This is a genomic window from Desulfurobacterium sp. TC5-1, from assembly GCF_000421485.1.
In the GTDB taxonomy this organism is placed as follows: domain Bacteria; phylum Aquificota; class Aquificia; order Desulfurobacteriales; family Desulfurobacteriaceae; genus Desulfurobacterium_A.
The window spans coordinates 427333-442642 of the sequence record NZ_ATXC01000001.1; the positions used below are offsets into that span (position 1 = coordinate 427333).

A 15310-nucleotide genomic window follows, 5' to 3' on the forward strand; every position below is an offset into this window, starting at 1 on the left:
ATTCTATCATTATGAGAGTTCAGCTTAAAATAAGGCATGAAATAGAGATGACACCTGTTTATTCGGAAAGCCACGAAAAGTTGTTTGAAAGGTTTTTAAAAGTGGCTGAAAGAGAGATTGTCAATTTTGACACGAAGAAGCTGTCTAACAGAGTCTTTTGCAATCTTTTCAGAAAGAGAAAGAAGAACATTTTAAAGATGAAAAAGGGACTGTCAGGAAAAAACAGAAAGATAAGGGAAAAGAAAATTTTGTACGACTTGTTTCACAACATTTTCAGGAATTACCGTTGGGCTTGCGACTCCGGAAGCGAAAGGGAAATAGAGATAAAAGTCTGGATAGCATCTTCCATTGATAAAATTGAGACGACACTTAAAATCCTGGAGAGGAACGTTGAAAGAGATTGAAAGCATCTGGCCATTTCAGGAGCTGTTTGTTGACCCGGAACTTGCCGTTGAAACGAAGAGAATCAGCGCAACCGTCAACCTTAAGACAGCGGTGAATATCAAAAGAGAAAGTAAAACTGCAACGATAACCGTTGAAATCTTTGGTTCTATAACAGAGGGAAAGCGTCAGATTGCAAATATCCGGTTTGCGAACATAACAAAGGTAAAAGATCCTATCAGAAACACCAAGAGGTTAAAGGAAAAAATCGTTAAGAAAAAACTATCAGAACTTCTTTCTTTCCTTCCTGATTATCTTTTAAAAGCCGGAATAACCGTTGAAAAATATATAAACGAAAGTGAGGTCCTTTATGAGGACCTCAATGCGAGTTAAAATCTATGATATTCTTGTAAGGGCTTAACGTCAAAGTTTTTCTCTCTTACAGACTTGATAGCCATGACGGCTGCTTCGGCACCTCTTATAGTGGTGTAGTAAGGAATTCCGTAATTAACTGCCAGCCGCCTTATGCTCATCGCGTCTCTCTTTGACTTTGATCCTGTTGGCGTATTGATAATGAGGGCAATCTCGTTGTTTTTTATCATATCGGCAATGTTTGGTCTTCTTCCCTCCTGGATCTTGTAAACTATGGAAACGGGAAGTTCCTGTTCTTTTAAAAACCTGTAGGTTCCTTCAGTAGAAACAATTTCAAAACCGATATTTATAAGCTCTTTAACAATATTCACGACCTTTGGTTTGTCCTTATCTTTCACACTTACAAAGACCTTCCCTCTGGAAGGATCTATCGGAAGCCTTGAACCTGCGGCAAGCTGCGCCTTGTAAAACGCCGTGCCAAGGTCTTCATCGATACCCATAACTTCACCGGTAGATTTCATCTCCGGTGACAGGACAGGATCAACTTTTGTGAACCTGTTAAAGGGGAAAACGGCCTCTTTTACAGAGTAATAGGGAGGCTCAACTTCCTTAACACCGAGTTCGTCAAGCGTTTTACCGAGGGCGACCTTTGTCGCTATCTTGGCAAGCGGAATACCTGTAGCCTTACTTACAAAAGGAACAGTTCTTGAAGCTCTTGGATTGACTTCAATTATGTATATTTCACCATCTTTAACGGCAAATTGAATGTTTATTAGACCTTTAACTTTCAGTTCAACCGCTATTTTTCTTGTTATGTCTTTCATCTTCTCAACAATTTCTTTCGGAACAGAGAACGTTGGTAGAACGCAGGCACTATCACCAGAGTGAATGCCGGCTTCCTCTATATGTTCCATAACGCCACCGATAACGACCCTGCTTCCGTCACAAACTGCATCAACATCAAACTCCACGGCATCCTCTAAAAACTTATCTATAAGAACGGGCTTGTCTTCGGAAACTTCAACTGCTTCGTTCATGTAATTTCTAAGCTCTTCCATGCTGTCAACGATTCTCATAGCCCTTCCGCCAAGCACATAAGAAGGTCTCATGAGAACTGGAAAACCAATCTCTTCAGCCACTCTCTCTGCCTCTTCAAGGGAGTGAGCAATGCCTGAAGGGGGCTGCTTTAACCCAAGACGGTTGAGAAGTTCCCTGAACCTTTCTCTATCTTCGGCTATGTCAATGCTGTCAGAACTTGTACCTAAAATTTTCACACCTTCTCTTTCAAAAGGAACAGAAAGCTTTAACGGCGTTTGACCGCCAAATTGAACGATAACTCCTTCGTGTCCTTCTTTTCTTACTATGTTTAGGGCATCTTCAAGTGTAAGCGGCTCAAAAAAGAGTTTATCTGACGTATCGTAATCTGTTGAAACAGTTTCGGGGTTACAGTTTACCATGTGGGCTTCATAACCAAGTTCTCTCAAAGCCCAAACAGAGTGAACACAGCAGTAGTCAAACTCAACACCCTGACCTATACGGTTGGGCCCTGAGCCAAAAACGGCAACCTTCTTTCTATCAGAAGGTTTTGCCTCACACTCAACCCCATCGTAGGTAGAATAGTAGTAAGGTGTGTAAGCCTCAAACTCGCCGGCACAGGTATCAACACTCTTGTAAAGAACCGGAACAACCTTTTCTCTCTTTTCCCTCACTGTTTTTTGAGGTACATTCCAGATTTTTGAAAGATAGATATCTGAAAATCCCCACTTTTTGGCAAGTTTAAGAAGCTCTTCAGGAACAGTGTCAACATTGTACTTGACGAGCTCTTTTTCAAGGTCAACAAGCTGTTTTATATTGTGTAAAAACCATCTATCTATCTTTGACAGTTCGTAAATTTCATCTATTGACATTCCTCTTCTAAAACCTTCCGCTATGTACCATATCCTGTCAGGAGTTGGAACAGCGATCTTCGACTCAAGTTCAGAACGGGAAACCTGATCAATTCCTTTCAAGAAAAGACCATACCTTCCGTTCTCAAGAGAACGGATAGCTTTCATAAGGGCTTCTTTAAACGTTCTGCCGATAGCCATAACTTCACCGACAGATTTCATAGTGGTAGTTAAAACAGCATCAGCTTCAGGGAATTTCTCAAAGGCCCACCTTGGAAATTTAACAACGCAGTAATCAATCGCAGGTTCAAAAGATGCAGGTGTTTTTTTGGTGATGTCGTTTGGAAGCTCATCAAGTGTGTAGCCAACGGCAAGTTTTGCAGCAATTTTAGCGATAGGGAATCCTGTAGCCTTTGACGCAAGGGCTGAAGAACGGGAAACTCTCGGGTTCATCTCGATAACAATTACCCTTCCATTTTCAGGATTCACGGCAAATTGAACGTTAGATCCGCCAGTTTCAACGCCAATTTCCCTGATAATCTTTATGGCACTGTCCCTTAAAATCTGATACTCCTTATCTGTAAGTGTCTGGGCTGGTGCAACAGTGATAGAATCACCGGTGTGAACCCCCATCGGGTCAAGGTTTTCAATGGAACAGATAATAACAACATTATCGTTCAAGTCCCTCATAACTTCCAATTCGTACTCTTTCCAGCCTAAAACAGACTCCTCTATGAGAACCTCTGTAATCGGGCTTGCATCAAGTCCCTTCCTGACAATTTCTTTAAACTCTTCAACGTTGTAGGCAACACCACCGCCCTCACCACCGAGTGTGAATGATGGCCTTATGATTGCGGGGAGTCCAACCTCTTCAAGGATTTCCATTGCCTCTTCCATTGAACGGGCAAAACCACTTTTGGGAACATCTAACCCTATTTTCAGCATTGCAGCTTTAAACAGTTCTCTATCCTCAGCCTTCTTAATGGCCTCAACATTGGCACCTATAAGCTCGACGCCATGTTTTTCGAGGACGCCGGACTCGTAAAGTTCAACGGCAAGGTTAAGGGCAGTCTGACCGCCAACCGTAGGAAGTAACGCGTCAGGTTTTTCCTTTCTGATTATCTTCTCAACAGCCTCAACCGTAAGAGGTTCAATGTATGTTCTATCGGAAATGTCCGGATCGGTCATAATCGTTGCAGGGTTCGAGTTAACGAGAACAACCTCGTATCCTTCTTCTCTTAAAGCTTTACAGGCTTGAGTTCCGGAATAGTCAAACTCCGCAGCCTGTCCTATCACAATAGGTCCGGAACCGATTATCATGATTTTTTTAAGATCTGTTCGTTTTGGCAAGGCAACCTCCGACATAGAGTGGATTTAATAGGAAATTTTACAACAATTTGGGACCAATTTGTTAAACTGGGTGAAACTTAGAAACTAATTAATAAGGAGTTTGCATTTGTTTAATAGTAGAATTTTGACACTGCCTTAGAAATATGCGAGAAGAATCCAACGAGATTTTTTTCCAAGGTTAAGTTTCAGGTAATCTCAATGTTTTGAAAACAAATAGAGAATAAGTGAAAAGAGAATACTGAGTATTATACTTGTGGTTATTGGAAAGTAGAAAGTGAAGTTATCCCGCTTTATGTAAATGTCGCCGGGAAGCCTTCCGATCGGAAGTCCTCCCGGCATTTTTGAAATCAGAATGAGAAGAATTCCGGTCAGTGCAAGGAAGAATCCCGTTACTATTAAAGTTTTCCCGATCTCTTCCATCATCCCTTTGAATCCTCTTCCTGCTTAACATCTTCTGGATATTCAACCCTGTTGTGGTAAACACCTGAAAGAATCTTTTTAAACACTTTCTCTATCAGGTTAATCTCTTTCAAACTTAAACCGCACTGATTAAGCTGACCGTCTTCTATATCTTCCATTATCAATTTGTGAATGAGACTGTCAATGTCAACATCTTTTTTATCCTTAACCGACTTTACAGCAGCTTCTACAGTATCGGCAAGCATAACAATACCGGCCTCTTTAAATTGAGGCTTTGGCCCCGGGTATCTGAACTGTTTTTCATCAACGTCTGGATTTTGCTCTTTTGCCTTGGCGTAAAAATATTTCATCAATTTTGTTCCGTGATGTTGCCGGATAATATCTATGATAGGTTCTGGTAACTCATGTTTCCTTCCCAATTCAACGCCGTATTCAACGTGAGACCGCAGGATTGCAGCGCTCTTTTCGGGTGGAATTGTGTCGTGCATGTTTATCCCATTCTGCTGGTTTTCAACAAACGCTTGAGGATTTTTCAACTTTCCTATATCGTGAAACAGACCACCTGCTTTTGCGAGGAGTGAATTTGCCCCTATTGTTTCTGCCGCGGCTTCAGCAAGGGTGCTTACCATAACGGAATGGCTGTATGTTCCTGGCGCCTTGAGAACAAGCTTTCTGAGCAAAGGATGGTTAAGATTTATAAGTTCCATGTAAACCATGTCTGTGGTGAACTTAAACAGAGAGCCAAAGAGAGGTAAGAGCCCTATAACGATAATTGAAGCTATTCCGGAACCGATAATGGCAAACATTGGATAGAAGATGAACTCTTCTTTAAAGTGAAACCCGTTATAGTAGAGGAGAAGTAATATTTCGGAAACGGCAATGCCAACACCTGCAAAAAGGCTACTCTTGTATATGACATTTCTATCTTTGTAGGTTCTTGAATCGAAACAGGAAAAAACAGAACCTATAATTGTCGGAATGATGAAAAATGAAGGCTTTGAAAGGAGAAACGACGGCAGAATAGAAACAGGAATAGCGTGAATAGCAGCAACTTTTTTTGTCAAGAACATAGATATAAAAACTGTTGACGTAATAACTGGAATAAAAATAAGGTCCTCTTTAAGCGGGAGATTCATTGCTTCAACTACAAGCTTTGCAAAAAAGGTAAAAATTCTTATAAGAAAAACATCCAGCGTTATTATAAGAAATGAGAAGGTGATATTCTTGGTAACCTTTGCAGCAGAAGGACTGACAAGAAAGTAAAGTTTATATGTAAGATAAAACATAAGTAGAGAAATAAGAAAAATTGACACATACTTATTTATTGTCTTACTTCTTCCCCTTAAATTTTTAATGGCGTTTATTTTCTGTATATCCTCTTTGGTGAGCTTTGTTCCTTTCTTGACTATAAGTTCACCCTTTTTGATTTCGTAGAGGACAGGTTTGATTTTCTCTTTTACTTCTTTCTGCTCTTTTAAAGTTTCTTCCCTGCTGTAATAGATGTTCGGCTTTATAAGAGGTTCTATAAACTTAAAAATCTCAAGTCCTTTTTTCCTGCCGTAAAAGTTTAGAAGCTCAGATTTAATCCTCTTTTTAACTTTTGAAACGGTGTAAAATGTTGAAACCTCTTTAACAGTAACTGTTGACGTTAGCGGATTTTTAACCTCTACAGCTTTCCCATTAAAATCAGAGGCTGTCTTATCATCAACTACACCGGCAGAGTAATACCTCTCAAGGAGGTCAGCAATAAATCCTGGTTTTATCTCTTCCTTTGTTCCGTTTGCTGAAAAATGTTTTTCGACAGTGTTCTGAATGTCGGTAAAGATTTGCGGATTCACCTGGAAAACAGGCTTGAGACTCTGAAGGGCTTTTTCAATTTTCAACTTTGTGGCTTCTTTATCTTCAATTATTAAATTTGCAGGCGAACGAATATCAACAGGTGAAATGTTACCGACTTTCAGTTCCGGAATGTGGCTAAAACCTATTGGAAGCATCAAGAATGTAATGAAAAGCGAACAAGCAACTGCCAGAATCGGCAAACTCACCCTTTCAATAACTTCGGTAATGTAACTTTTCAAGTCTTTACTCTTCATTTTCCTCATAAGCCCTTATAATTTCCTGAACAAGTCTGTGTCTTACCACATCATCTCTTTTAAATTCTACTATTTCTATTCCGTCAATGCCTTTTAAAATCCTTGTGGCTTCTACGAGACCGGAATCTCTCTTTTTGGGAAGGTCTATCTGAGTAATGTCACCGGTTATGACAACCTTTGAATTGAATCCCAGCCTTGTTAAAAACATTTTCATCTGTTCCCGCGTCGTGTTCTGAGCTTCATCAAGAATAATAAACGCATCGTTAAGCGTTCTTCCCCTCATATAGGCAAGAGGCGCTATCTCAATAATGTTCCGTTCTATCAAGAGGTTTACCCTGTCAGGTTCTATCATTTCAAACAGGGCATCGTACAGAGGTTTTAAGTAGGGATCTATCTTTTCCTGAAGAGTGCCCGGCAGAAATCCGAGTTTTTCTCCAGCTTCAACGGCAGGCCTTGTAAGTATGAGTCTATTGACCTGTCCACTCTTAAAAGCTGAGACGGCAGCTGCAACGGCGAGGTACGTTTTACCCGTTCCGGCAGGACCGACACCGAAAACAATCGTATTTTTTCTTATCGCATTGATGTATTTTTTCTGTGTAGGCGTTTTGGCAACGATCTTTTTCCCTCTGTAAGTGGTAACAATAGCTTCATCTTTAACTACAACACTACCTGCATTTCTCTGAAGCTGATTTATGTACATCTGAATGTCACTACCAGAAAGAGAGTATCCTGAATGGAAAAGTTCTTCCATGTCCTTAAAGAAACGTTCTGCCTTTTCTTCACTATTTTTCTCACCCTTGACGATAATCTCAGTGCCACGAGAGCCTATGTCAAGATTTAAGATCTTTGCAATCTTCTTTAGATTTTCCTCACCATGTCCGACAAGCGTATAAAACTCTTCTGGCGTCAACTCAAGCGAAATTTTTATCAAGTTCTACAGTACCTCCTAAAGATAGTTTATCCGCTAAAGAAAATTAGGAACTATATTTCCATTTGCAATAATATCACTTTCCAGGTATCTTTTAAGCTTGCAATTTGTACATGACGGAGGAGAAAGAAATGGGTTTTAACTGTGGAATAGTAGGACTTCCGAATGTTGGAAAATCAACACTTTTTAATGCATTAACAAACTCTGCAAAGGCAGCAGCTGCAAACTTTCCTTTCTGCACGATAGAGCCAAATGTTGGAATAGTTGAAGTTCCCGATGAGAGGCTTCAAAAAATAGCCGAAATCGTTAACCCTAAAAGGATAGTTCCGACAACAATAGAGTTTGTTGACATAGCCGGACTTGTGAAAGGTGCAAGCAAGGGTGAAGGTCTTGGAAACCAATTTTTGGGAAATATCAGAAGTGTTGATGCTATAGCTCATGTTGTGAGATGTTTTGAAGACCCAAATGTTGTTCATGTTGATGGTGGAGTAAATCCGGTAAGAGATATTGAAACGATAAACATGGAACTGATATTTAAAGACCTTGAAACCGTTGAAAAGAGACTTCAAAAAGTTGCCAAGCAGGCAAAGTCCGGCGACAAGGCTGCAAGGAAAGAAGAGGAAGTACTTGAAAATCTTAAAGGAATCTTAGAAAGGGGAGAGAGAATTCACCCTTACCTTGAGGAGGCAGGAGAAGATTTCAAAAAAATTGTAAAAGAGCTGGGACTTTTAACTGCAAAGCCTGTTCTCTACATAGCAAACGTTGATGAAGAGGGCCTTTTAGAGGATAACGAATTGGTTAAACAGGTAAAAGAATTAGCGGGGAGAGAGAAAGCCCCGGTAGTTAAGATATGTGCAAAAATAGAATCAGAACTTTCCGAGCTTGAACCGGGAGAAAAAGAAGAGTTCCTCAAAGAATTGGGACTAAAAGAGCCGGGGCTTAATAGTGTTATAAGGGAAGGCTACAGATTGCTTGATTTGATAACATTTTTCACCGCAGGTGAACAGGAAGTGAGAGCTTGGACTATTAAAAAAGGAACAAAAGCTCCTCAGGCTGCCGGAAAAATTCACTCTGACATTGAGAGAGGTTTCATAAGGGCAGAAGTTGTAAGCTATGAAGACCTTATAAGAGAAGGTTCTATGCAGAAGTGTAAAGAAAAGGGACTCGTCAGACTTGAAGGAAAAGATTATGAAGTGAAAGACGGTGATATTATCTATTTCCGATTCAATGTTTAAAAGGAGAAAACTTGAAAGAGTTTGATCTCATAGAAAAAATTTCTCGATTTTTTAAAAGTCCTGCAAAGGGGATTGGTATAGGTGACGACACTGCAGCAATAAGATCAGGATACGAATACCACCTGATAACTGTTGATACACTGACAGAGGGTACACATTACAGAAAAGAGTGGAGAAAGGTGTTTCCCCATCTTTACAGAAGCATCGGCTGGAAGTTGCTTGCTGTTTCCGTCAGCGACATCGCTTCTATGGGTGGAATGCCTCACGCTGCGGTAACATCATTCACGCTGAAAAAGGATTTCGAGGAAGGTGAAATAGTTGAACTTGCAAAAGGTTTATCGGCTGCCTGCAACCACTTTAACGTGCTTTTGGTAGGCGGTGACACTGTAAAGGGAAATTGTGAGGCATTTTCTCTAACACTGACGGGAGAGGCCGAGGAGATAATGACGCGGAGTGCGGCAAAGCCTGGTGACCTTGTTGCGGTTACGGGGATCTGTGGTGACGCAGCAGCAGGACTGAACATCATTGAATCGGGAAAGATAGACACGATAGAAAAGCGGAAACTTGTTGAAAGATTTCTATTTCCCCGTCCATCCATTGAGATGGGAAAGAGGTTAGTCCTTTCTGGTGTAAAGTGCTGTATGGACAACAGTGACGGTCTTCTTCTTACCTGTCATGAAATAGCTTCAAAGAGCAATGTTGCAGTGAACTTGGAATCCAAGAAGATACCGGTGTCTAAAGAAGTCAAAAAACTATTTGGAGATAAAGCTTTCAAATTTGCCCTATCAGGTGGAGAGGACTTTAACCTTGTTTTTACATTTCCAGAATCGCTAAAAAGCCTGTTTAAAAAAGAGAAAAATGTCTTTATAATTGGCAGAGTCACGGAAGGCAGTGGAACGTACATAGACGGAAAACCTGCACAGATTTCTTCATTTGACCACTTTGGAGGCTGAAATGACCGTTATTGATTCCATAATCCTTGGTATCATAGAAGGTATAACGGAATTTTTACCCATATCTTCCACGGGCCACATGATAATAGCTTCAACCTTCATGGGACTAAAGCAGGATGCATTTCAGCAAACATTTGAAGTCGTAATTCAGCTTGGTGCCATATTAGCCGTTGTTTTGATATATTTTGAAAAGCTTAAAAGCAATGTAACGTTGTGGAAAAAACTGATAACCGCTTTTATTCCCACCGGCATTTTGGGACTTCTTCTTCACAAAATCATAGAGGAAAAGCTTTTCAATCCGGTAGTTGTAAGTATCTCTCTTATTGTTTGGGGTATCTTTTTCATTATTATTGAACTGATGTATAAGGCAAAAGAACACACAATTCACAAACCGGAAGACATCAGTTATTTTAAATCTGTTCTTATGGGACTTTTCCAGTCGTTAGCAATGGTTCCGGGAACATCCCGTTCAGGTGCCACGATAAGCGGTGGTCTCATACTCGGAATGGACAGAGTAACGGCCACAGAGTTTTCATTCCTGTTAGCAATACCTACGATGGGAGCGGCAACAGGGCTTGAGCTTGTCAAAAATTACCACACGCTATCGTTTAACAATCTCACTGTTCTTGCAATAGGATTTATCACAGCCTTTATCTTTGCTTACATCTCAGTAAAATGGCTTCTCAAATTCATTAAAACCCATACTTTCATACCGTTTGGTATATATCGCATCATTTTAGGTATAATCGTACTCGCCCTGCTTTATAGATAGTGAAAATTGAATGTCCCCTGCAAAGACCGCAGGAGACATTCTCTAACGGTTAAAAGATTGATAGTATATTTTTTAGGATGCGAATACCTGTATCTATCTCTTCTTCTGATATGATAAGTGGTGGTGCAAATCGGAGGACGTTTTTGGCCGTACAATTTATTATAAGTCCTTTTTCAAGAGCTTTTTCAACTATCCTGCCACATTCCATCTTGCACACGACGCCAATCATTAATCCCATTCCTCTAACGCTTTCTATAATGTGTGGGAATTCTTTTTTAAGTTCTAACAGTTTACCTTTAAGATAATTTCCTTTTTCGTTAACTGATTCAAGGAATTCATCTTTTGATACTGTTTCAATGACTTTGACGCCTGCAGCTGTGGCAAGGAAATTACCGCCGAACGTTGAAGCATGCAGGCCCGGTTTGAGAACGTTTGCGGCTTTTCCTTTTGCAACGATTGCGCCGATAGGAACGCCATTGCCTAAAGCTTTTGCGAGAGTCATAACATCTGGTTCAACGTTGTAGTGTTGATAGGCAAAAAGTTTTCCTGTTCTACCTATTCCTGTCTGAACTTCGTCAAAAATCAGGATTGCGTCTATTTCGTCGGCAATTTCTCTTAACCCTTTTAAGAATTCTTCTGTTGCAGGAATTATGCCACCTTCTCCCTGGATAGGTTCAACAATAATTCCGCAGGTTTTATCACTTATGACAGCTTTTACAGAGTCAAGATTATTGAATTCGGCAAATTTCACGTCTGATAACATAGGGCCAAAACCTTCGTTGTACTTTCCCTGTCCTGTTACAGAGACGCTTGCGAATGTTCTTCCGTGGAAAGAGTTTTTGAATGCAACTATTTCATAACCTTTTTTGCCTTTTTCAAATGCGTAGCGTCTTGCAAGTTTTATAGCTCCTTCGTTTGCTTCAGCTCCGCTGTTACAGAAAAAGACCTTTTCACCAAATGAGTTTTCGCATATCAACCTTGCAAGTTCAGCCTGCGGTTTAATGTGGAATAGGTTTGATGTGTGGATAAGTTCTTTTGCTTGTTCGCATATCGCTTCCGTTACTTCGGGATGGCAGTGTCCAAGGTTACAGACGGCAATTCCTGCAAGCATATCGAGATACTCTTTTCCATTTTCGTCATAAAGGTAACATCCCCTTCCCCTTACAAAAGATACGGGATATCTATTGTATGTTTTCATTACGTACTTTTCTGTCATCTCTATCGTATCCATCTTTCCTCCTTTTACCGCTTTTTGAATACGATTCTTATGGGTATTTTTGTAAAGCCGAAACGTTCTCTTAGCCTGTTTTCTAAAAATCTTCTGAAGTTGGAAGGGATGCCTTCCGGATAATTTGAGAATAAAAGGAATGTGGGAGGTTTTATCTTTACCTGCGTTCCGTAGTAAATCTTGACAATCTTGTTTTTATATACAGGCGGCTGGTGGATTTCCATCAACTCTTTTAATGCACGGTTGAACTCTCCTGTTCTAACTTTTTTTGTGTACTGTTTGTATATGTCATCAATCTGTTTGAAGAGTTCTTTTAAGTTTTTCTTCTCTTTTGCAGAGATGAAAACTCTCGGTGCGTATGGAATAAAGTCAAATACCATGTCTAACCTGCTTTGAAGTTTTTCCCACTCTTTGCGGTTCTCTATCTTGTCTATCTTGTTTACCGCAATAATTATTGGCTTGTATTTCTGAAGGGCAATTCCTGCTATTTTGGCGTCTCTTTCGGTTGCTCCTTCTTCAGCATCTATTAACAGAATAACTATGTCTGCCCTGTCTATAGCATCAAGGGCCCTGAGGTAACTGTAGTACTCTATATCCTTTATTTTTCCTCTTCTTCTGATTCCTGCAGTGTCTATAAAGATGTACTCTTTTCCGTCTATTTCCACGTAGCTGTCTATTGCATCTCTTGTTGTTCCCGGGATGTCTGAGACGATTGCTCTCTCTTCACCGACGAGAGCGTTAAGGAGTGTTGATTTCCCCATATTCGGTCTTCCGATTATTGCTATTTTAGGAGGTTCCGTATTTTCCCGGACTTCAATCTCTTTCTCTTCTTCGAGAGCCTCTGCTATCTCTTCAAGGCCTTCAACATCATCACCCGTAATAATTCGGTTTACTTTTTCCGCATTTTCTTTTTCTCTAAACCGGGATTTTGCACTCTCTTTAAGTTCTTCAGGTAGTTTTTCTATGACTTTTTCTTTTAAAGTCGGTATTCCTATTTTGTGTATTGTTGACATGGGGATAACTTCTTCGAATCCGAGCTTGTAGGCATCGTAGGCAAGATGTTCCATGAAGGGTTCATCTATTTTGTTGACAGCCACAATGATGGGTTTCTTCCACTTTCTAAGAATTCTTGCCACTTCTTCATCAAGTGGTGTTATCCCCTCCTGTCCGTCAATTACGAAGACAATAACATCAGCTTCGTCCATTGCCCTTTCGGCCTGTTTTGTTACAGAAGCTGAAAAACCTTCTCCCGAAGTGTCAACGCCCCCCGTATCTACCAATATTACCGTATGATCGTCTATATCTGCTTCCTGAACGATACGGTCCCTTGTTACACCTGGTGTATCGTCAATGATGGCAGCTTTTTTTCCTAAAAGTCTATTGAAAAGAGAAGATTTTCCAACGTTGGGTCTTCCTACTATAGCTACTACAGGAAGTCTTTTCATTTTTTCCCTCCGTTAAAGGAGTTTTTAGCTGGAGGAAAAGTATAGTTTTCCACAGCCGGTTGCAATGTTTTCACCCGATGTCCCATATATCTTTTGGTGTCATGCTTCTAACAAATAGTGTTGTTGGTAAGTCTTCTGTAATAAGGTTTATTCTTTTTACCGTTTCCATCTCTTTTCCTTCTTCAGGAATGCCAAGTCCAAGTATTATCAGATCGGAAAACATAGAGTTTTCTTTTATCAGTTCGTGAAACGTTTTCTGTTCGTTGTTTATGATTATGTTAACTTCTGTATCAAGTCTTGCTGCTTTGAGTAACTTTTTGTAAGCTTCTTCGAAAATTTGCGCTTCCTTCTGTGAGTTTACCACTCTCATTATGCGAATACTCGCTTTTTTCCACTCGTGGTGTTCTTTAAGTGTGTGGGCTATAAAGGTCATTAGTGCAAAGTTACCACCTCTTCCGCCCCACCATATGTCAATGTTCCTTTTTTTGCCCCATCCTCTGGAATGGTTGAAGTTCAGAATAAGTACATCTTTCCTCAAATTTGTAAGTTCTTTGATGCTTCTAATGAGTCTTAACTGGTTTTGAAGGTTCCTGCCCCATCCAAATAGAGCCGTGTTTGATTCCACTGTTCCAAAGCCGTAACTTTGGGCTACTATCGGGAATATTTCCTTGTCGTTTCTTGCGACAATAACTTTTGGAAAGAAATCCAGCTTATTTTTCTTTATAAATTCTGCCAGTATCCTTGTCTCTTCCTGTTTTTTTATTTCCATGTTTTCGTTTTCAGATGAAAAAAGGATGTTAACCAGACTGATGAGACCGTCGTTGAAAGAGAGGAATCTTGCAAAATCAACAAGATAGGGCCGCTCTTCCGGTCTTCCTGAAAACACAAGTACGTTGGGGCGCCATTCTTTAGGATCCTGCTCTTTTTCATTAACTTTTAAAAGTGCAAATTTGGCTATGGATATTAGAATTCCCGTTTTGATATCACCCCATGCCTGTTTGTACTGTCTTCTTCTCAAGAATCCATAGAGGAGCAGCAGGAGAATTGTGGCTACAGCCGTTGCTCCGGCATTTATCAAGAACATAACTATGTAAGATCCCGCAACACCATATGCAGAAATGTACCAGGGGACTTTAAACGACGGACGGTATGTTGGTGGTTTGAGCAGTCCATAAAGTGCTGCAGCCAAGTTTGTTACTGCGTAAGTTATCAGGAAAAACATTGTGATTATTGAGGCTACTAAGTTTAATGATCCAAGGAATAGTATGCCCTGAGCAATTGCATAGGTGATGAGTATGCCGGCTCTTGGTTCTTCCTTTTTTGAACCCATTGTTGCTGCTAACATAGAAGGGACTATTCCATCAAATGCGAGTGCCTGTAGAGTTCTTGGCGCACCAACGATGAATGTTAGTGCAGAAGATAGCGTTGCCATCCATATACCGATATACACTAAGAATGGAAATATTGAATTGTGCACCATAACAAGTGTGTCTTTCTGAAGGACGGTGTAAGGTGCGGTACAGGCGAGTTTGTATGCGATGAAGATGTAAGTCACGTAAGATACGAAAAGTGCTGATATGATACCGATAGGTATTGCTCTTTTGGGATTTTTGAGCTCGCCTGACATGGCGATACCCGCAGTTACTCCCGTTACAGCGGGGAAAAATACTGCGAAGACCGTCCAGAAATTCTGTCCGTTTAAGTAATGGGGGGCAAGGTTATGGCTTATAAGGGAAAAATGTGGGTTGAAGATGAACGATAGAATACCCGCTATTAAGGCTAAAAATATGCCTATCTGAAGTTTTATTACGAAATCGGCACCTATGTAGGCTATCACGGTAAAAATTATTAGAACTACTGTTGCCACAACTGTTATGGAGATGTTGGGAAAAATACCTCTCAGGGATTCGGCAAAACCTATTAGGTAAAAGGCAACGGATATAGCCTGAGAGATGTAAAGAGGGATGCCTATAGTTCCACCAACGTCAAGTCCGAGACTCCTTGAAATGATGTAGTAAACACCTCCGACACCTACTTCTTTGTTCGTTGATATGGAAGAGAGTGAGAGGCCTGTAACAAAAGAGATGGACATTGCAAGTGTTATGAGAATAATACCTTCTATAAGTCCTGTGTTTCCTATTACCCAGCCGGTTCGCAGGAAGAGGATTACACCGAAAATTGAAAGAAGTGTCGGTATGAACACGCCTGTAAACGTGTTGAATCTCCTGATACTTTCGTTCATGTATT

At 40.4% G+C, this 15310-nt stretch carries 12 protein-coding genes; 5 read left to right on the plus strand and 7 right to left on the minus strand.

Going from position 1 to position 15310, the window contains the following annotated elements; all coding sequences use genetic code 11:
• Positions 1 to 11 precede the first annotated feature (11 nt).
• On the plus strand, positions 12 to 404 hold the full coding sequence (locus H153_RS0102150) for a hypothetical protein (RefSeq protein ID WP_022846493.1): 393 nt from the start codon (positions 12 to 14) through the stop codon (positions 402 to 404).
• Positions 391 to 774 carry a hypothetical protein gene (locus H153_RS09020; RefSeq protein ID WP_022846494.1) on the plus strand — a complete coding sequence of 128 codons (384 nt, stop codon included), beginning with the start codon at positions 391 to 393 and terminating at the stop codon, positions 772 to 774. Before H153_RS0102150 ends, H153_RS09020 begins: the two co-directional genes overlap by 14 nt.
• Here H153_RS09020 and carB read toward each other — a convergent pair.
• The 4 genes from carB to H153_RS0102175 all read right to left on the minus strand — a co-directional run bounded on the left by carB (position 771) and on the right by H153_RS0102175 (position 7433).
• Entirely contained in the window at positions 771 to 3989 is a 3219-nt protein-coding gene (carB, locus tag H153_RS0102160) for a carbamoyl-phosphate synthase large subunit (RefSeq protein ID WP_022846495.1), read from the minus strand. The genes H153_RS09020 and carB overlap by 4 nt on opposite strands.
• 195 nt (positions 3990 to 4184) lie before the next feature.
• Positions 4185 to 4409, minus strand: a complete 225-nt coding sequence (locus H153_RS0102165) for a DUF2905 domain-containing protein (protein ID WP_027719954.1) — start codon at positions 4407 to 4409, stop codon at positions 4185 to 4187.
• A complete protein-coding gene (locus H153_RS0102170; protein WP_022846497.1) occupies positions 4409 to 6502 on the minus strand; it encodes an HDIG domain-containing metalloprotein in 2094 nt (697 codons plus the stop codon). Before H153_RS0102170 ends, H153_RS0102165 begins: the two co-directional genes overlap by 1 nt.
• The gene (locus H153_RS0102175) at positions 6492 to 7433 is read right to left on the minus strand and encodes a PhoH family protein (protein ID WP_022846498.1); all 942 of its coding nucleotides are present in this window, start codon (positions 7431 to 7433) and stop codon (positions 6492 to 6494) included. The genes H153_RS0102170 and H153_RS0102175 overlap by 11 nt, the downstream gene beginning before the upstream one ends.
• 128 nt (positions 7434 to 7561) lie before the next feature.
• Here H153_RS0102175 and ychF point away from each other — a divergent pair, with 128 nt between their 5' ends.
• The 3 genes from ychF to H153_RS0102190 are packed head-to-tail and all read left to right on the plus strand — an operon-like array spanning position 7562 to position 10390.
• The gene (gene ychF, locus H153_RS0102180) at positions 7562 to 8665 is read left to right on the plus strand and encodes a redox-regulated ATPase YchF (protein ID WP_022846499.1); all 1104 of its coding nucleotides are present in this window, start codon (positions 7562 to 7564) and stop codon (positions 8663 to 8665) included.
• 11 nt (positions 8666 to 8676) lie between these two features.
• Positions 8677 to 9618 carry a thiamine-phosphate kinase gene (thiL, locus tag H153_RS0102185; RefSeq protein WP_022846500.1) on the plus strand — a complete coding sequence of 314 codons (942 nt, stop codon included), beginning with the start codon at positions 8677 to 8679 and terminating at the stop codon, positions 9616 to 9618.
• A gap of 1 nt (position 9619) precedes the next feature.
• Positions 9620 to 10390 (plus strand): undecaprenyl-diphosphate phosphatase, encoded by a 771-nt coding sequence (locus H153_RS0102190; protein WP_022846501.1) that lies wholly within the window; start codon positions 9620 to 9622, stop codon positions 10388 to 10390.
• 49 nt (positions 10391 to 10439) lie between these two features.
• Here H153_RS0102190 and H153_RS0102195 read toward each other — a convergent pair whose 3' ends face one another.
• From H153_RS0102195 to H153_RS0102205, 3 genes are all read right to left on the minus strand, one after another.
• Positions 10440 to 11621, minus strand: coding sequence for an aspartate aminotransferase family protein (locus tag H153_RS0102195; RefSeq protein ID WP_022846502.1), 1182 nt, complete (start codon positions 11619 to 11621; stop codon positions 10440 to 10442).
• Between the two features lie 11 nt (positions 11622 to 11632).
• Positions 11633 to 13063, minus strand: coding sequence for a ribosome biogenesis GTPase Der (gene der, locus H153_RS0102200; RefSeq protein WP_022846503.1), 1431 nt, complete (start codon positions 13061 to 13063; stop codon positions 11633 to 11635).
• Positions 13064 to 13133: 70 nt separating this feature from the next.
• Positions 13134 to 15305, minus strand: a complete 2172-nt coding sequence (locus H153_RS0102205) for an amino acid permease (RefSeq protein WP_022846504.1) — start codon at positions 15303 to 15305, stop codon at positions 13134 to 13136.
• Positions 15306 to 15310: the final 5 nt, after the last annotated feature.